The sequence below is a fragment of the Ruegeria arenilitoris genome (genome assembly GCF_013035315.1).
GTDB lineage: Bacteria > Pseudomonadota > Alphaproteobacteria > Rhodobacterales > Rhodobacteraceae > Ruegeria > Ruegeria arenilitoris_D.
The window spans coordinates 1-16,754 of sequence record NZ_WQHP01000010.1; the positions used below are offsets into that span (position 1 = coordinate 1).

The 16,754-nt window shown below is 55.2% G+C and carries 19 protein-coding genes; 8 read left to right on the forward strand and 11 right to left on the reverse strand.

The window, feature by feature from the left end; genetic code table 11:
- On the forward strand, positions 1 to 1,002 hold a 1,002-nt coding region (locus GOV53_RS18070; RefSeq protein ID WP_217361263.1), incomplete at its 5' end, for a hypothetical protein.
- A gap of 92 nt (positions 1,003 to 1,094) precedes the next feature.
- Here GOV53_RS18070 and GOV53_RS18075 read toward each other — a convergent pair.
- The 3 genes from GOV53_RS18075 to GOV53_RS18085 all read right to left on the reverse strand — a co-directional run bounded on the left by GOV53_RS18075 (position 1,095) and on the right by GOV53_RS18085 (position 3,362).
- Positions 1,095 to 1,781, reverse strand: coding sequence for a thermonuclease family protein (locus GOV53_RS18075; RefSeq protein WP_170469027.1), 687 nt, complete (start codon positions 1,779 to 1,781; stop codon positions 1,095 to 1,097).
- A 206-nt stretch (positions 1,782 to 1,987) separates the two neighbouring features.
- A complete protein-coding gene (locus GOV53_RS18080; RefSeq protein ID WP_170469029.1) occupies positions 1,988 to 2,365 on the reverse strand; it encodes a hypothetical protein in 378 nt (125 codons plus the stop codon).
- A 145-nt stretch (positions 2,366 to 2,510) separates the two neighbouring features.
- Positions 2,511 to 3,362, reverse strand: a complete 852-nt coding sequence (locus GOV53_RS18085) for a hypothetical protein (RefSeq protein ID WP_170469032.1) — start codon at positions 3,360 to 3,362, stop codon at positions 2,511 to 2,513.
- A gap of 579 nt (positions 3,363 to 3,941) precedes the next feature.
- Between GOV53_RS18085 and GOV53_RS18090 the strand changes: the two genes are divergently transcribed.
- Positions 3,942 to 4,274, forward strand: a complete 333-nt coding sequence (locus GOV53_RS18090; RefSeq protein WP_170469035.1) for a hypothetical protein — start codon at positions 3,942 to 3,944, stop codon at positions 4,272 to 4,274.
- 43 nt (positions 4,275 to 4,317) lie between these two features.
- On the forward strand, positions 4,318 to 4,515 hold the full coding sequence (locus tag GOV53_RS18095; RefSeq protein WP_170469038.1) for a hypothetical protein: 198 nt from the start codon (positions 4,318 to 4,320) through the stop codon (positions 4,513 to 4,515).
- Between the two features lie 216 nt (positions 4,516 to 4,731).
- On the opposite strand, the gene GOV53_RS18100 is transcribed toward GOV53_RS18095, so the two are convergent.
- The 3 genes from GOV53_RS18100 to GOV53_RS18110 form a co-directional block, all read right to left on the reverse strand.
- Positions 4,732 to 7,146, reverse strand: a complete 2,415-nt coding sequence (locus GOV53_RS18100) for a primase-helicase family protein (protein WP_170469041.1) — start codon at positions 7,144 to 7,146, stop codon at positions 4,732 to 4,734.
- A gap of 379 nt (positions 7,147 to 7,525) precedes the next feature.
- Positions 7,526 to 7,726 carry a hypothetical protein gene (locus GOV53_RS18105; protein ID WP_170469044.1) on the reverse strand — a complete coding sequence of 67 codons (201 nt, stop codon included), beginning with the start codon at positions 7,724 to 7,726 and terminating at the stop codon, positions 7,526 to 7,528.
- Positions 7,723 to 7,932 (reverse strand): helix-turn-helix domain-containing protein, encoded by a 210-nt coding sequence (locus GOV53_RS18110; protein WP_170469047.1) that lies wholly within the window; start codon positions 7,930 to 7,932, stop codon positions 7,723 to 7,725. The genes GOV53_RS18105 and GOV53_RS18110 overlap by 4 nt, the downstream gene beginning before the upstream one ends.
- A 113-nt stretch (positions 7,933 to 8,045) precedes the next feature.
- Between GOV53_RS18110 and GOV53_RS18115 the strand changes: the two genes are divergently transcribed.
- From GOV53_RS18115 to yddG, 4 genes are all read left to right on the forward strand, one after another.
- Positions 8,046 to 8,585, forward strand: a complete 540-nt coding sequence (locus tag GOV53_RS18115) for a hypothetical protein (RefSeq protein ID WP_170469050.1) — start codon at positions 8,046 to 8,048, stop codon at positions 8,583 to 8,585.
- The gene (locus GOV53_RS18120; RefSeq protein ID WP_170469052.1) at positions 8,578 to 9,657 is read left to right on the forward strand and encodes a tyrosine-type recombinase/integrase; all 1,080 of its coding nucleotides are present in this window, start codon (positions 8,578 to 8,580) and stop codon (positions 9,655 to 9,657) included. The genes GOV53_RS18115 and GOV53_RS18120 overlap by 8 nt, the downstream gene beginning before the upstream one ends.
- A gap of 388 nt (positions 9,658 to 10,045) precedes the next feature.
- Entirely contained in the window at positions 10,046 to 10,993 is a 948-nt protein-coding gene (locus GOV53_RS18125) for a transcriptional regulator GcvA (RefSeq protein ID WP_170469055.1), read from the forward strand.
- Positions 10,990 to 11,856: an aromatic amino acid exporter YddG gene (yddG, locus tag GOV53_RS18130; protein ID WP_170469058.1), complete on the forward strand. Its 867-nt coding sequence runs from the start codon at positions 10,990 to 10,992 to the stop codon at positions 11,854 to 11,856. The genes GOV53_RS18125 and yddG overlap by 4 nt, the downstream gene beginning before the upstream one ends.
- On the opposite strand, the gene GOV53_RS18135 is transcribed toward yddG, so the two are convergent.
- The 3 genes from GOV53_RS18135 to GOV53_RS18145 all read right to left on the reverse strand — a co-directional run bounded on the left by GOV53_RS18135 (position 11,853) and on the right by GOV53_RS18145 (position 13,124).
- Entirely contained in the window at positions 11,853 to 12,017 is a 165-nt protein-coding gene (locus tag GOV53_RS18135; protein WP_082643634.1) for a YdcH family protein, read from the reverse strand. The two genes, yddG and GOV53_RS18135, sit on opposite strands and share 4 nt — an antisense overlap.
- 121 nt (positions 12,018 to 12,138) lie before the next feature.
- On the reverse strand, positions 12,139 to 12,912 hold the full coding sequence (locus GOV53_RS18140; RefSeq protein ID WP_170469060.1) for a tRNA1(Val) (adenine(37)-N6)-methyltransferase: 774 nt from the start codon (positions 12,910 to 12,912) through the stop codon (positions 12,139 to 12,141).
- The gene (locus tag GOV53_RS18145; protein ID WP_170387439.1) at positions 12,909 to 13,124 is read right to left on the reverse strand and encodes a putative signal transducing protein; all 216 of its coding nucleotides are present in this window, start codon (positions 13,122 to 13,124) and stop codon (positions 12,909 to 12,911) included. The genes GOV53_RS18140 and GOV53_RS18145 overlap by 4 nt, the downstream gene beginning before the upstream one ends.
- Positions 13,125 to 13,180: 56 nt before the next feature.
- Between GOV53_RS18145 and GOV53_RS18150 the strand changes: the two genes are divergently transcribed.
- Positions 13,181 to 14,179 carry a polyprenyl synthetase family protein gene (locus GOV53_RS18150; protein ID WP_170469062.1) on the forward strand — a complete coding sequence of 333 codons (999 nt, stop codon included), beginning with the start codon at positions 13,181 to 13,183 and terminating at the stop codon, positions 14,177 to 14,179.
- Here the strand turns inward: GOV53_RS18150 and GOV53_RS18155 are convergent.
- Both GOV53_RS18155 and GOV53_RS18160 read right to left on the reverse strand, forming a co-directional pair.
- The gene (locus GOV53_RS18155) at positions 14,172 to 14,993 is read right to left on the reverse strand and encodes a 4-(cytidine 5'-diphospho)-2-C-methyl-D-erythritol kinase (RefSeq protein WP_170469064.1); all 822 of its coding nucleotides are present in this window, start codon (positions 14,991 to 14,993) and stop codon (positions 14,172 to 14,174) included. The two genes, GOV53_RS18150 and GOV53_RS18155, sit on opposite strands and share 8 nt — an antisense overlap.
- Entirely contained in the window at positions 14,983 to 16,695 is a 1,713-nt protein-coding gene (locus GOV53_RS18160) for a tetratricopeptide repeat protein (RefSeq protein WP_170469066.1), read from the reverse strand. Before GOV53_RS18160 ends, GOV53_RS18155 begins: the two co-directional genes overlap by 11 nt.
- Positions 16,696 to 16,754 lie beyond the last annotated feature (59 nt).

A 16,754-nucleotide genomic window follows, 5' to 3' on the forward strand; every position in this document is an offset into this window, starting at 1 on the left:
GTTTTTCGAACCGTGAATCATGCCACCAGACGGAAATCAATGGGTCCTGACCCTAGGTTTAAGGCTTGCACTCTAATGCCGAAACTTCAGAATTGGGGTGCGCGCATTGAAAATTCAGATTTGGAGAAAATAGTAATGAAGCGAGTATTTCAGCAACCATTTGACATGGGTTGGGCTACGGTTGTTGCTGCCGTTATTGCTTCCGCAACTACGTTTATATTTTGGATTTTGGGTCCAGATGTTGAGAGCATCACCGAAGCAAAAAATGAAAGAATTAGTGAGCTTGTCAAGGAGCTGGAAGTCGAAAAAGAAATGCTTCAGCTTTCGGAAAAAGCCAAAATCAACTGTCTTACAGAGAAGGCTAGCCTTGCGGCAACACTGACTGCTGAGCAGGCTAACAGAAAGCAAATAATCGAAAGCGAGCGTGCAAAATTCTCTTGTAAATCCATAGAGTTAGAATACGGAAACGAAAGAGAGCTTTGGAATAAGCGCAACAAGGAACTTGAGCTTAATCTTCAAGATGCAACACTGAGGCTTAACCAAGCGGAAAACGACAAGGAAGCTGCTGAAAATGAAGCGAGAAAAGCAATAAACGACCTGAATGCATTGAGGAGCAGGATGGACCGGAACATCGACTTGCAGTTGAGCTATGATAGTGTCGAGAAGATCTTGGAAGATCTGGCCTCGGAAAGCACTGATTTTAATGAGAAAACTTCTGTGGAGCGATTGAGGGCTTTCCAGCTGGAGGTTATTCGTGAACTAAGTCTCATTGAAGATTTTCGTAGTCGGTCTGATGAAGTGGAATACTACTTTAACGCGGACATTAAAGAGTTCCTTGACCGCCTTTTGGACCGCCAAGGCGAAACAGACGCCCCACTTGATGCGGAAACATATCAACGCGAACTCGGTGAGCTTTTAAAGAACCATAATTCCCGAGAAGGCGATTTTGAAAAGAAACTGGATCTACTATTGAACGCCGAAAAGAACCTAAACTCGAATTGAACTGCCGGCGCTTTTGTTTTGTCGCCTGGTTGAAGAACAAGGTTGGAAGTGCTCCCTATCAGTACGAACTGGTAAAGCTCGTTTGATGGTTGTCACCAAAACCTTCGGCAAACGCCTTCGCTTATCATTATCCCGCCCAGGTCCCGGCCGTCTTCCAAACGGCAACTGCCGATCTTACGGTCATAGCTAGTTCGCCCATTAAGGTAACAGGTCAGATTCTGGTCCGTGACTAGGGTTTGCATCCGCCCAGTTGCCTGGCGGCCCTTCGTCGTTCCCCGCTCTGAGCAGTCAAGCGAGCCGAAGCGAATAGGAACACCTGCAACCTCTATAGTGTCACCATCTCGGACGCGGGTCACGCGACCCCTGAGCTCTTGGGTACTAGTCAAGGCAACAACAGTACCCAGATATTCCGGAAACCGTTCAACAGCCTGGAAAACCAAAAATATGGCAACACCCAAAGCAATGATCAAAGATAGCAGTTTGTTACCCTTTGCTTTGTGACGTCTGCGGTTCTTGGCGAAGGCTCTTCGGCTTGTTTTGAGCCTGGCTGGGGAATTTGGCTGACGGACGCTGCGTGATTTCATGCGCGTTTGCTTTGTCGTAATTTTCAGAAGTTGACTGTATTGCTTCTTGGTTAGGTTTGTTCCAGTGCCGTGGCGATCAAGCTTACTCTTGATGCCCCTAAGAAAATCTCGCTCCCACTCATTCAACAAGGTTGATGCGAGCGCCAAGTTAATACAGCGTTGTATCTCGTCCAATTTTTCGGGTGTAAATGGCATTTTGCTTCAATCTCCACTCAGCTTACCCCCGAAAATTGGCTTATTTGGCAAAAGGGCAACCCACAGGTTCCTTTAGCTAAACCACTGTTGTGAATAAGCTGCGTAATGACAGTTTTACCGGAGGCATCCTAGTGCGCTAAAAACTCCGGCTCGTATAAATCTTGGTCTGCCCCCTGCGGGCAGTTGCTGCGGCTCCCGTCCTGCAGTTAGTTGATAGGTTCAGGACTGGTATGCTCTGAGGTGAAGTCACGCCTCAGCTTATTGTAATCAAGCAGGCTTGTACCCAACGCAGGGCTTAGGCCAAGCAGATGGGTGTATTGTTCGATCACCCCGGCCAAGGAAATCCGACGCAAACCCACAAGGTCCGCCTCTTCAGTTAGGAACCAGTCGTCTCCCTGTTTATCAATCTTCCGTTGCTCCAGTTTCCGCAGGTCGAGCAGGGTGCACACGGCGCTGACGTATATGCGTATCAGGTCGGCGTGCAGCACCGTAAAATACCCAATAGGACGACTGTGCACCACCGCAGCCCATTTCGTTGCTTCGCGTTCGGGCAAGTCGGCAGGAGCCGGGAGATACTCGGTCATACCAAGTCCTTTATACTTTGGGTGGAGCTAAAGGATAGCGGTTACAACTTCTGGAGGTAAAGGGCACTATAAATAAGGCGAAATTCAACTTCGTAGTAGGTGGGCGCACCGCGCCACACCTCTGTTTTTTATTAGTTGGTCAGTCTCATCGGTTTGGCACTAACAAACCACGCAGTTCTGGTGGTCCATAAACCGAGACAAAACCATTCTTTGTGTCCGTAAACCTTCCGGCTTCGACAATGACATCATTGTCTTGGGATCTAAGATGGAATTTCCCACCGTTGAAGCGATCCGAAGTTAAAGAGAACTGAAAAACGTCGTTCACTTTCGCTGAAACTTCGACGTTTTCAGCGATATTGTGACCGACAAATAGAGATGATGCGCCTCGCTTGCCGGAAAAGAGGGCAAATCCATTACCGTTTATGTCTGACCCGATCCTATAGAAAGGGATTTTATCGGAAATGGCTTGAATGGATGAAGTTCCGTCGCGATTTGCATAAATCCACGTCCCAAATTCTCCGCTGCTAGGTCCAAGCCAAATGGTCGACAACGCGGGGTCTTTGCCGGCGGCAAACCCGCCAACACTTTCGTTGTTCGAGTCCACAATTTCCAAGGCGGACGTTCGGACGATCTCCACACCGTTGCCTATTGTTGATTTCACAACGGTTGTAACGAAGTCAGTTGACACATTTTCTACCGCCAGGGCCACTTCGTTTCTTACGCTTGCTTTGGCTGCAATGAGGGCTTCATCAAAGGCTGCACCCGCGTTTTCGACCGTTTTTTTCAAAATATTTGTTTGACTTATGACGACCCCCAGGTCCTTCTCAGCCCTTTCCAGTTCTTTCTTGGTAGTGTCCAGAACCTTGTAACCCCATGCACCACTCAGGCCGAAGATAATGGCAACTACACCAATGATTTTGCTATAAATTTCGTATGTCTGGACTTTCGCGGCCAATGCCTCGACTTTTTCTTCCAGTTTTTTGACGGGGTCTTCCAATACAGTGTTCCTTTGGTTCTGCTTGTGTTGTCCAAGGGCGCAGCTAAGCCGCTCAACATGATGCATTAATTCCTCTGAATAGCTCGAGCAAGAACCTGAGACAAAATCTTTGGTTGTGTGGCTAAAGAAATCTTCGCGCTATTGTCCGATATTTCCAACTTGCTCCGGCTCAGTCGGCAACGGATGGTCTGGTGGGGCAACGCCGTGGGCGTCCAACCACTCCAGGACGACCAACCAATCGTCCTGTGGACCGCGCGTACAACGCATCTGGCGCGCAGATTCAAGCTTACACCTCAAGTCATAAGGAATAGTCATTGGCCAGCGTCTCATACAGGTGTTCTATTTTTGTTCTTGGGGTCGTGCAAGGCCTAGCCAGCAACAAATCTCGTTGCTACCTGCTGTCAGTCGTGTTTGTCTGCACTTCCCAAAATGAACAGTTCAAATACCGAGATGAATAATCCAATGCATTCAACATTCTATCACATCGCGCCAATACCTTTAGGCGTAGGGAGCGAGATACTACCCGGGAACTTTTGGCGCATTCGGTCCAATTTGGAAATTGATCGGAGAAAGGCTGATATGGAATTGGCCTATGAGACTGTGAGGGCAAAAGAGTTTAGTGGCAAACCGAGCAGACAAGACTGTGTATTTTGCTGCGAAAGCGAAGCAGATGCTCGCAGGTTTGCCGAAATCCACGGTCGTGCGACGAATTTGATCTATGAAGTAGAATTAGTCGATCAAAGTGCTTTGGTTCACAAAACCAATTATGAACTGATAGATTTTGAGGCAGGGCCGACGAAATGGGATGAACTTGCTCGCAGTTATTGGTCTGATGGGCACACTGAAAACATCGAAGTTATCTGCGGTGGAGCGATTAGAATTGTTAGGTTTGTCGGCCCGGTTACACCTTAAGAGAAAGTAGCCAGCAACATACCTGCAGTGTTACGCTGTGCGCATGGAAGACATATTCATACTCGTGCTGTACGTTCTGGCGATGGTCGCGCTGCTGTGGCTGTATTTCGTCGTGCCGTGGAATATGGCCAAGAACCGAAATCGCAACCCGTGGATCTGGGTCGGCATCAGCATCGTCGGATCACCCCTTCTGGCCATCCTGCTACTGTACGCTCTGGGCGACGCACCGAACACGGTTTAGGCCGCACAACGGAGTTTGGTGCGGGTCGTCAGGTCATACGGAGTGCGATTGTTTTGGTTTTCCCCTATTCTCCATTCTTCCCTCCTTATTCTTAATTTCTTCGCAATAAGAGAAAAGATACGACCCGTACGACCCGATGCTGTGTAACCCGCTGTTACTACGTGGAATTGATAAGGTCGTATCTACGACCCGGGATACGACCCGCAAGGGAGTTTTCTATTGTCCGGTTGGTTTCTGTACGACACGCAGGTGCTTGCGGTCCACTGGTTCGTCATCCTGCAGGTCGGATACGACCCGGTAGATACGACCCGCATTATCAGCAGCGATACCCATTGTGCTTCCGCGTGGGTCGAAGGGTGCGATACCAAGTAAAGACGACCAGTGCGCGGACAGCGGCAAGAAGTTCTTACGCACCAACTCGGAATTTGGTTCCTTGCCGAAATCGTGTTGGGAATAAAATCCCAATTTCGTCTGAACGCCGGAGCCTTGGAACAGCGACCGTCGGCGGTCCCAAACCTTACGGAAACCAAGAGCAGTCAGCACGTGTTTGGCGACGAGGTCCGGGCGGCCTTTCGGCTTGTCTATTTGCCGGTCCTTTACCGCAGTCTTGATAAATTCGCGCACGTCCTGCGACGACAGCACAAGGGTTTTGGCGAAGGTGCCGAGGTGTTCTTGTACGTATTGCGCAGCTTCTGAAAGGTTGTCTTCTTGTAGGTCAAGTTTGCGGTCGGTAATCGGTGCTTCGACCGTGTAGCCTTTTTCAATGCCTTCTGGCGTCCCAATCAGGGACATTATCCGGGGTGCTTCGGCCAGCGCCCAATGTAGCACGGCTTGCTTGCCGCCTTTCTTATAGAACCAGCTGCGCAACCCCGATATCTGGTCCGCGGACATTTTGGTTTCGGTAACGCGCGGCACAAAGTAACGGCGGTCGGTGTCGTCGATGTTAATGGCGCTATCGTGGTTAGAGGACAGATACCAATAGCCGATATTGCGGGTTGTGGCCTTGCCCCGGTAACGTTCCGCGATCGACACAAACTCGTTGGTAATGTACGGCTTCAAGGCTTCGGTAAAGCCCCACGGACTTTTGCCGCTCTCTCGGGCTTCTTCTACAACAATTATTCGCTTGCCTCGATACCATTCGTTAAACCTGTCGCTGCTAAACAACTGGGGTGTTATCTCGTCCGCGTTGTCCCGACCAACCAGTTCCGACAGCAGTTCGCCGAAGGTAGTTTTGCCTGTCCCGGTCTCATGCGATATCGCGCAGATAGCCCACAGGAACCCTCGGTCTCGCGTCCGGTTTCCAGCGACCACAGCGAACCAAGCAAGAGCGATATTCCGTTCGCGTGGGTCTGGGAATAGGTGTTCGGCGAAGGCCAGGAAGGGAGCAATGTCGCCTTCTACCGGGTCGAAGTCTGGGCCACGGAACAGGTTGGCGTATCTGCGGCCACCATCGTAGAACAGCGCGCCAAACGGTAGACTGGGGTCGGTGCCATAGTCGTACACGATTTCTGTGTGAGGCGACGCGACCACCTGTTCGTATGCGTTCTTACTTGGGGCAAACGGGTGGTGGTAGTAGCTGGTAAACGTGCCAGAAGTTACTTCTTCGTCAGGGTCGAGCTTGCGCAGTTCGCACACGGTTTTGCGGTTCTTAAAGTGGACGAATAGTTCTGCGTAGTGTGGACGGAAGAAATACGACACTCGTTCTCCTCCTTGCGGCCCAGTGGTTACAATCCGATCATACGGAAACGTGCGCAGCCGAAACTTCGACATAAAATCCACACCCCGTGCACCAAACGTCCCGTCTGCTAAATCCCACCCAGACCCGTCGTGTTTCTTCGGGTTACGTAACTGGTCGAAGTAGGACGGGTCCGATATGTAAACCGCAGCAGCAATCCCTTCTAAAGCGTCGGCCAGCCGCACAGCTTTCTCTAATCCAGGCTTGTCCTTGTCGCGGAATATGTAAACGGTGCGACCGCGCAAAGGCCGAAGGTCCGTTTGCTGTGGTCCTGCGCCAGCCATAACCGAAGCGTGGGCCATACGCCGCAGTTGTTTGTGCCAAGGGTGGGTTTCGTCTTGCGTTGCGATATTGCCGGCGTCAGCCGCGTCTTCGCCTTCGTGCAGCGCCACGGGTATGTCTGGGGTGCGTTTCTCTATTCTGTCTAGGCCATACAGCGGTCGTTGTTCGCCGCTAGGCCAACCGGGCACCCACCGCTGGCCGTTTTCGTCCTTGCCGAAATAATAGGGCTTAACCACTTTGTCTTGCCCAGACCCCCAACGCAGAACAACAGCCAGCAGGGCGTTTTCGCCGTTGCGTATTTCGTGGATTTTGTCTGCTTTATTTGCTTGTTTAGGTAGGCCGAACGACACGGGGACTTCTGGTATTCGCTTTGGTTTGTCGCGCTGGCTTGGTTTGTCAGCCCAAGCAACGTTTTCTACAAGCTCGTTTGCGGCGGTCTCTAGGTCGGACTTGCTACAGCGTCGAGCCAGACAGCACAGGTGGTAGGTGCCGGGTTGGTCGCCGGGACGAACCAGCAGCGACGGATTGTGGTCCGTGTGGCCAGGACCAATACACCGGATTGTGGTTTCTTTTCCTTGGTCTGCGAGTGCCAAGGCTTGCGTAAATGTAGGCATTTTGTCCCCTATCTATTTTGGCTAGGGGCTTTACTCGCTGGGTCCTCGTAGCTAAACTCAGGGTTGTAAAGCCGTGGTTGGTACCGTTGCGGTCGGCTTTACACCGCCACAGAACTACGGAAAAATTTGGCCCACGACTGCTCATCCGGTCGTGGGTACTTTTCTTTAATCCTGTAGCTCTGTAGTAAGCTGTGTTCGTGCGCAAAACACACGCCAAATATTCGCCTTTTAACAGACGCTTATGTGGGGTACATTTCGTGTAAGCTTGGGGCATTTTCTGTTTTTTGTTGCCTCTTGTTGCATTGACCCCCGGTCGTCACAGATGCGGGGATCGATCAGTTTCTGACATCACAACCTTAACGAGATATACCTTGCTGGGCTAGGTTTTGGGTTCGGCGTTGTCATTAGCTTCGGTGGCCGGATTGTAGATCAACAGCCGCACATCGGCGTTTAAGGCTTTCACGATGCTCCTGGCTGTGCGCAGTTCCGCCGCGTCTTCAACCTTCACGCCATAGCCGTTTGCCGCAGCGTGTTTGATCGCACCGATCAGTTCTTCGTCTCGCAGTGTCATTGGCTTCATGCGGCACCCTTCCCGACCACCTCAACCTTCGACTGGTTGATGTAGTCAATCAGGTCAGACCCCAGGATGCGCCGGGTTCGTGGACCGTATTGCTGGTGAGGGATGGCTTTGTGCCGAACCTTCGCTTGAATGGTTTGTATGTTGATCTGCAATATCTCCGCCACCTCGGGCAATGTATACTGCTTGTTTGGTTCAATATCAGACATATTGTATTCCATTGGAAGCATTATTTGGAGTATATTGAAGCTATATAACTTTACTTCCCAGGTAAACCCTTATACTAAAAAAGAAGTAACTTATCGTACAGACAGGATTACAGATGATCGAAAAACGACAACAGGCCTTGCTCCGCGAGATGGCGGACGCACAGGACAACGAACTGCGGTTCAGGGCTGTGCATTACCTGATTGCGGAATACGTGCCCCGGACCGAAGCGCAGATGGGTGCGTTGGCCGCAGCACTGGCCGAATTGACCGGGGCAACGGACCTCGGGCCGCTGGAGAGCGTTGTAGAGGCGTGTAAGTTACTAAAGCTGGCCTATGTAACCGGCGAGGGCAACGAGAACGCCTCTAACACGCCTCTACGCCCGGTCCCAAACGCAGCCAGGATGGGGAAAGTGGCTGAAATACTCGGCCCACACCTGATCTGGGACTTCACGGCCAAGCACAACTTCTTCCCCAATGCGCGCGACCCACTAACGGCGGTCGCGGTGTCGGGGGTTCACACAATCATTGAAGGCAAGAGCATCATTCGCTGCGGGTACTGCGAACGGCGCATCGTCCCCAAGCGGTCTTCGGCTGCTTGGTGCGGCCCCAGTTGTAAGTCTGGCGCCCAGTACAGGAGGAACCGAGATGGCTAGCATCAATAAGGTCTACACCAAGAAAGGCGAACCGCGCTGGCGGGTAAAATCTGAACGCACGACCCCGAACGGCGAACGGATTCACGCGCCTTCAGCCACGTTCAAGACCTACGCCGAGGCAAAGGCCGAAGCTGCCAAACGGGAATTGGTTGGCGGAACCTTCGGCAAGGGGTCGCTGGCCGCATATCTTAGCTCCTGGGTCGATTACCGGGAACGCATGAACTTGGTCCGGCCGAGCACAGCAGTCGGATATCGGTCGGTTATTGACGACGCGAACGCACATATTGGTGCGGTCCCACTTGCCAAGCTTTCGGTGGACGAAATTGAATACTGGTTGGCCGCAATGCGGGAACGCGGTGTCAGTGCCGGTTCGCTTGTCAACTATAAGGCCATCATCAGTTCGGCCCTGAATGACGCTGTGAAGGCGCGTAAGATCATCTACAACCCCTGTTCTGCTGCTCGGTTGCCAAAGACCTCACGACACGGCGAACGAGTGGTGCCACCGCTGGTGGATGTGCGCCTGTTTCTGGACGCCCTCGACCTCACTGAACACGGGTTGCTGTATCGGTTGTGCGCCTTGACTGGGTTGCGCCGGGGTGAAGCGGGTGGTCTGCTCTGGGACTGTGTTGACCTTGAAGGCAAGCAACTACATGTGCGCCGGAACCTAACGCGGGACAAGGCCGGAGAGTGGGTGTTAGGACCGCCCAAGACGCGTACAAGCGAACGTACCGTTCCGCTTGTCTCTGACGCTGTCCGGGTGCTGCGCAGGGCGAAACTGAAAGCCGGGAGCAGTGACTTCGTGTTCCCCGGCAAGAACGGTGGTCAACGGTCAATGGGTGCGGTTTCAGATGCGGGTCGCCGGGTTAAGCGGAACTTGGGGTTACCACAAGCTTTTAGTCCGGCGCACGGGATGCGCAATTTCTTCGCCACAATGATGCTGCGCAACGGAACCGAAATTCGTGTGCTTCAAGGCATTTTGGGCCACGCATCGCCGGAACAAACGATGAGCTACCAAAAGCCGGACGACGATGACCGCGCTCAGGCGATGAACGCGATTGATGGTTTGCTCTGAAACGCCGGGGAAAGGCCGGGGAAACCGAAGATTTTAATCCGCTTTTACTTTAAACAACAATACTTAGCGAATTTAAGAGTATTGGTTCCAAGAGCAATTAGGCCCCAGCGTTGTTAGACAACGCCAGAGCCTAAAATTATCCCGTAAGAACGTGCGCGCTGCGTTCAGCGGGAACCGAATAGCCAGCTGAAAGCCCGTGCAATCGCTTTACTGCGCTCGGCATGCGCCCGCTGAAAGGCGCGGGCGGCTGCTGGATTTGTTGTCATTTCGATCATGGCAGTCTTCCTTTCAGTTCAGCTTTGTTTGACTTACACCCAATATGCGCCTTATCAATCATACTGACAAACGAGCTTTCTTCGGGTTTCAGTTAAGATTTTCTTGTGCATCTATGAGCGACTATCTTCCCCCTCTGACCGCCCTGCGCGCCTTTGACGCCGCCGCACGCCATATGTCTTTTGCCAAGGCCGCCGAGGAATTACGCGTTACCCCAGCGGCCCTGTCGTTTCAGATCAAGTCGCTTGAAGAGCATCTGGGGAGACCGTTGTTTTTCCGCCTGAACCGCGCGGTCGAACTGACTGAAGCCGGGCGTGCCCTTGCCCCGGGTGCGGCCGAGGGGTTTGCCGCCTTGCAAACCGCATGGCAGGCCGCGCGACGGCAGGGCAACGATACCTCGCTGACAGTGACGGCGGGGCCCGCGTTAACGGCCAAGTGGCTTGCCCCGCGTCTTTACGACTTTGCCCGGGCGCACCCTGAGATCGACCTCAAATTCTCGGCCACCCTGCGCAACATGGATCTTGAGCGCGACGACGTGGATGTCGCCATCCGGTTCGGCTATGGCGGAGATGAGGGGCTATACTCGCTACCCGTTCGCAAGGAATGGCTGACGCCGGTCATGACCCCCGAACTGGCCGAGCAGTTTCCAACCCCGGAAAGCCTGAAAGACGCCCCGCTGATCTTTGACGACTCTATCGCGTTCCTGCAGCCACCCAGCGATTGGCCAAAGTGGTTTCGGGCGGTCGGTGTGGATTTTGCGCCCAGCCATGGGGCGCATTTCTCGAACGCGGACCATGCAATTGATGCCGCTGTTGCCGGTGTTGGCGTGGTACTGGGACGCCGCGCGATGATCATCAAGGACCTGACCGAGGGTCGCCTTGTTGCCCCATTCAAAACCGCGATTGAAACACAGGGCCGTTTTCGGTTCTTGTGCCTGCCGGGGGCGGAAAACAGACCGCAGATCGCAGCATTCCGCGACTGGTTCATGTCAGAGATTGAAAAGACAGCCCATATCTCGGATGAGTTCGAGATTATTCCGGTGGAAGAGGTTCCGGCCACATGACGAAATCGCGCGCCACGGCCATTGGGTTCATCGCCGTCCTCCTTTGGTCTCTGCTGGCACTGTTCACGGTGGGCTCGGTGCCGACGCCACCGCTGTTACTGAACGCCATCTGTTTTTCCATCGGCGGAGCTTTGGGCCTGATCTGGACGTGGCGCAGCGGCGGGTTGCGCCAGTTGCTGGACATCACCTGGACCACATACGTTTTTGGTACAATCGGCCTGTTTGGCTATCACGCCCTCTATTTCTCAGCCCTGCGCATGGCACCTGCGGCCGAGGCGGGCCTGATCGCTTACCTCTGGCCATTGCTCATCGTTTTGCTTTCAGGGCTTCTGCCGGGTGAGCATCTTAGGATCGGACATCTGATCGGGGCCTGCCTGGGTTTTGCCGGGGCGGCCGTGATCATCGCAGGCGGCGGCAGCGCCGGGTTTCAAGCCGAGCATCTGCCGGGATACGCATTGGCCTTGCTATGCGCACTGACCTGGTCTGGCTATTCTGTGCTGTCGCGTCGTTTAGGCGACACCCCCACCAGTTCGGTCGCTGTATTCTGCATTGCCACGGCCATCGCCTCGGCCGCGCTGCATCTGGCGGTCGAGGATACGATCTTGCCTGACACGGCCCTTGGCTGGGCCTCCGTAGTAGCACTCGGGCTGGGTCCGGTCGGGCTGGCGTTCTATGTTTGGGATATCGGGGTGAAACAGGGCGACATTCAGGTCTTGGGCACGGCGTCGTATGCGGCACCCTTGTTGTCTACGCTGGTTCTTGTTTTGGCCGGGATCGCCGCCCCGTCCTGGGGTCTGGCGATCGCGGCACTTTTGATTACGGGCGGCGCGATCATTGCCGCGCGTGCAAGTCTGAAACGCTAGTTTGACAGGCGCTCGATCTCTTCCTTTAGCCTTAGCTTCTGTTTTTTGAGTTGAGCGATATGGAGATCATCGATGCCTGGCGAGCGTTGGGCTTGTTCGACTTCAAGACCGAGAGTTTCGTGCTTTTTCTTCAGTTCGGTCAGATGTGCGCTCACGCTCATGGCGATACTCCTTCGTTGGTGTCTCAGGTTCACGTAAGAATTTGACCACATCGTTTCCACCCTGTCACGCTGCAGACGCACAGAATCTGTAATAAATCCGACAAATTCGGCTGGTTAATGCCTATTGACCAAAAAACCCGGTCATCGCAGCCCCATCACGCAGTACTGCTGACACCTGCGGTTCATAGCTTTCGCCGTCCTTTTCGTGGCGATCCCCCGCGTGCAAAATCAGCGGCGCATGCAGTCGAAAAGCAGCTTTTCCGCCCTTTCTGGCCCGTAGAATAACCAATTCGGCAGCCCGACCGGTCCGCGCGGCCAAGGGCAGCACTTCGACCGATCCCAAGCGCCCCGCACAGGCTGCAAGCATGTCGGGCAGCCGGTCCGCTTTTTGGATCATGTGCAGATAGCCCCGCGGGGCAAGGCGTTTGGCCGCGCAATCGAACCAAAGCTCCAGCGGCGTCTGTTCGCCCAGCGCGACGCTGCGCCCCGCATCCTCTGCCGGGCTGTGTGCCCCAGCCCGGTAGTAAGGCGGGTTCGCAATCACGTAATCAAATTGTCGTTGTTTCAAGTCGGCGGGCAAGGCGCTCAGATCCGCCTCGACCACTTCAAGCGGTGCGTCATTCTCGGCCGCATTGCGGCGCGCCAGATCGGCGTAACTGGCTTGCAGCTCGACCCCGACAGCCTGCAAGCCCGACACGCGGGCGAGCAGACAAAGGACCGCCGCCCCTGCCCCGCAGCCCAGTTCCAAAACGGTGTGACCACGTGTCGCCGGTACCGTGGCGGCCAGCAACACCGGGTCTACCCCGGCACGATATCCAGACCGTGGCTGCCAAAGCCGCACACGGCCACCCAGAAAGTCGTTTCGAGTCAAATCAGTGTCGGAAAACAGGGTCATCGACCCAGTGGGATGTCGTTGTCACGCATCACCCGTTCCGCGCGGGTCAGATCATCCGCGCGCACCATCAGGCGGCGCGGAAAGATTCCGATACCTCCTTCGAGGATGCTCATATTTACGTCCATCTGAAAGCAGTCTATATCCTCGCCTTCAAGAAGGGCGGAAGCAAAGGCCAGGATCGTCGGATCGGTGCTGCGCAGTAGTTCTTTCATGGGGATTGATGTAAGGGCAAGGCGAGGCGGAAGTCGAGCCTTGTATCAGGAGAGTGATGAACATCGGCACTATCTCGAAACCGCACGAACGACTTGCTGAGCTTCTGGCAGGTGAAATGGATGCGGTGAACCAGCTGATCCGCACGCGCATGGCATCGGAACACGCGCCTCGCATTCCCGAAGTCACCGCACATCTGGTCGAAGCCGGCGGCAAACGTCTGCGCCCCATGCTGACGCTGGCAGCGGCCCGCATGTTCGAATACGCGGGCGACCACCACGTACGTCTGGCCGCAACGGTCGAGTTCATTCACACCGCAACTCTGCTGCATGACGATGTCGTCGACAAAAGCGCCCAGCGGCGGGGCCGACCCACTGCGAACCTGTTGTGGGACAACAAATCCAGCGTGTTGGTCGGAGACTATCTGTTTTCCCGCAGCTTCCAGCTGATGGTTGAAACCGGATCTCTGCGCGTTCTGGACATACTGGCCAACGCCTCGGCAACAATTGCCGAGGGCGAAGTGCTGCAGATGACGGCAGCCACCGATCTGGGTACCACCGAAGCAATTTATCTGCAGGTCGTACGCGGCAAGACCGCCGCGCTGTTTTCTGCCGCGACCGAGGTTGGCGGTGTGATTGCCGGAGCCTCAGAGGCTCAGGTAAGGGCGCTGTACGACTATGGCGATGCCTTGGGAATCGCGTTCCAAATAGCCGATGATCTGCTGGATTATCAGGGTGACAGTAAGGCGACTGGCAAAAACGTCGGCGACGACTTCCGCGAGCGCAAGCTGACGCTGCCGGTGATCAAAGCTATTGCTCAGGCCACGCCGGACGAGCACGCATTCTGGGAGCGCACAATTGGTCGGGGACGCCAGGAAGACGGCGATCTGGACCACGCGCTGAGCCTGATGAACAAATACAGCACACTTGAGGCTACGCGCGCGGACGCCTTTGGTTGGGCCGCTAAGGCAAAAGCCGCGCTGGACACGTTGCCGGATCACGAAATCCGCACATTGCTGCGCGACCTCGCAGATTACGTAGTTTCACGCCTCAACTAAGCTGCGTTGCGCGGCACCACCAATTGGGATGGGCCGCGCCGATCTCGTAGGCGGCGAAATGCGCTGCTTTCATCGTGGGGTAAAGTGCGAAACAGGTCGAACCTGAGCCCGACATGCGGGCCAGCAGCGCTTCTTTGGTATCCGCCAGCTCGTCCAGTACACGAGCCACTTCGGGCGCGAGGCCTTTGGTGGGGGGCTCAAGATCGTTTCGTTGGTTTTGCAGCCAAACGGCGCAGGCATCGGGCGTTTCAAAGGTCGGGATGTGGTCTTGCATCGCAGGGTTATCGCGGCTTTGCAGGGCCGAGAACACCGCACCTGTCGGCACCTCGACACCAGGATTGACCAATAGGGCAGGTAACTGCGGCAAGGTCACCGGTTCCAGCCGCTCACCAATGCCGCGCATCCGCGTGGCCTTGGCCGCTATGCACACTGGCACATCCGCACCAAGGGACAAAGCTGTGCCATCCGGGATTTCAGTGCCTTGCTCGGCGATCATTCGAAGTGTCGCGGCCGCATCAGAAGACCCACCTCCGATCCCGCCACCGTGCGGAAGCACTTTGTTCAACGCTATGTGCCCCGTCCAGCCCGTAGCTGCGGCCGCCTTCCACACTAAGTTACGGTTGTCAGTGGGCACGCCCACCGCATGTTCGCCCGTCACTGAAATCGACAATTCAGGCCCCGGAGTGAACTCCAGCGTGTCGCCGACATCCGCAAAGACCACCAACGAATCCAACAGATGATACCCGTCGTCGCGGCGGCCGGTCACATGCAGGGTCAGATTGATCTTGGCGGGCGCGAAGGCCTTAGTTGCCATTGGCGACCTTCAGCGGTTCGGCCCCTTCTTCGGCCAGAACCGCATCCAGTCCGATCTCAAGCTTGCGGCGGATTCGATCCGGGTCGGCCTCACCATCGGTGTCTTCGGGATCAATGAATGACAGCGCGCGCTTCCACTGGAACTCGGCCTCGCGGGCACGGCCCACGGCCCAGTACACGTCGCCCAGATGGTCGTTTACCACCGGATCGACGGGCATAAGCTCTACCGCGCGCTCCATATGCCCTACCGCCTCGTCATACCTGCCCAAACGGAACAGAACCCAACCCAGGCTATCAACGATGTATCCGCTGTCAGGACGCGCTGCCACGGCGCGCTCAATCATGTCCAGCGCCTCGTCCAGTTTTTCTTTCCGCTCGACCAGCGAATAGCCCAGATAGTTCAGCACCTGCGGCTGATCGGGGTTCAGTTCCAATGCCTTGCGGAAATCCGCCTCGGCCGAGTCCCAATTCTTGAGCCGCTCATGTGAAATACCCCGGGCGTAGTATAGGAACCAGTTTCCGCTGATGCCCTGCTCGGTCAGTTCAATCGCCGTGTCGTACGTACGCACCGCGTCTGCATAGTCTTCCTGCCGTCGTTGCAGATCGGCAAGGGCCACGTGAACACTGGGCAGATCGGGGCTTTGGGCAGCAAGGTTTTGCAAAACCTCTGCCGCTGCATCGGTTTTGCCGGACCGGCCAAGAACTTCGGCCCGGCCCAGTTCGGCCGCGTGATAATCGCTGCTGGTGGTGGGCACCATGCGATAGGCCTCAACCGCCAGATCATATTGCTCCAACGCGTCCAGAAGCTCGGCGCTCAGAAGGATTGCATCTACATGATCCTGGCGCAGGAATGCAGCGATCCGTGCGTACAGCAGCACATAGTCCTGCGATGCCTCGCTGCTGAGCGCCGCACCCACGGAAAAGAACACCTCGGCCATGCCATCTTTGGCAGACTGGACATGAGTGAAGGGCAGTGTTTCACCAGTTTCCAACCGCGCCACATAGCCTTCTATGGAGGGGTCGCTGCCAGCGGCAAAAACCTCATCCAAATACTGTATCGCATCCTCGTTGCGATCCAGTTGCGACAGAATCTCGGTCCGGGCCAGGGCCGCTCGGCGTGAGAAACGCGAAACGGCCCCGTTATTGGCCGAAAAGATCTCTTCCGCCCCTTCGAAGTCACCGATCGACGCCAACGCCAGGGCTTTGTGGAACATTGCGAAATCCCGCAAGCCCTCCTGCGTGCCAACTTCGTCGAACTTTTCCATAGCGCTGGTCATCGAGCCCTGCGCCACATGGGCCCAAGCCAAGATCAAGCCGTCGACCAGTGGCCCGACGCCTTGCGTCTCGGGATCGCGCGCAAGAAGCTCTTCAAGATTGTCGTCGGCGATCAGGTTCGCCATTATGACCATCTTGGCCGCCTGGCTGGGCAGCCCAAGCTCTTCGATGGACCGTGCGACAGGCAAGGCGCGAGCAACTTCGCCCAAGGCGAGGCGGGCTACCACTACGTTTTCCAGAAGTTTGCCATTTTCGGGATCGGCGCGCAGTGCCTGCGCATAATACTTCTCGGCTGAAGTATAGTCGCTTTGGTAAATCGCCTGACGCCCGGCCAGATACGCCCCTGAGCCTGTATCCGACAGAGCCGGAAGTGCAAATGACGAGGTTAACAGCGCGACCAATGCTGCGCGACGAACGAGGGAAGCCACCAAAATCCTGCCTTGCTATCGTTGACTGGCCAACAAGCTAGGGCTTTGGCAGGAAAGAG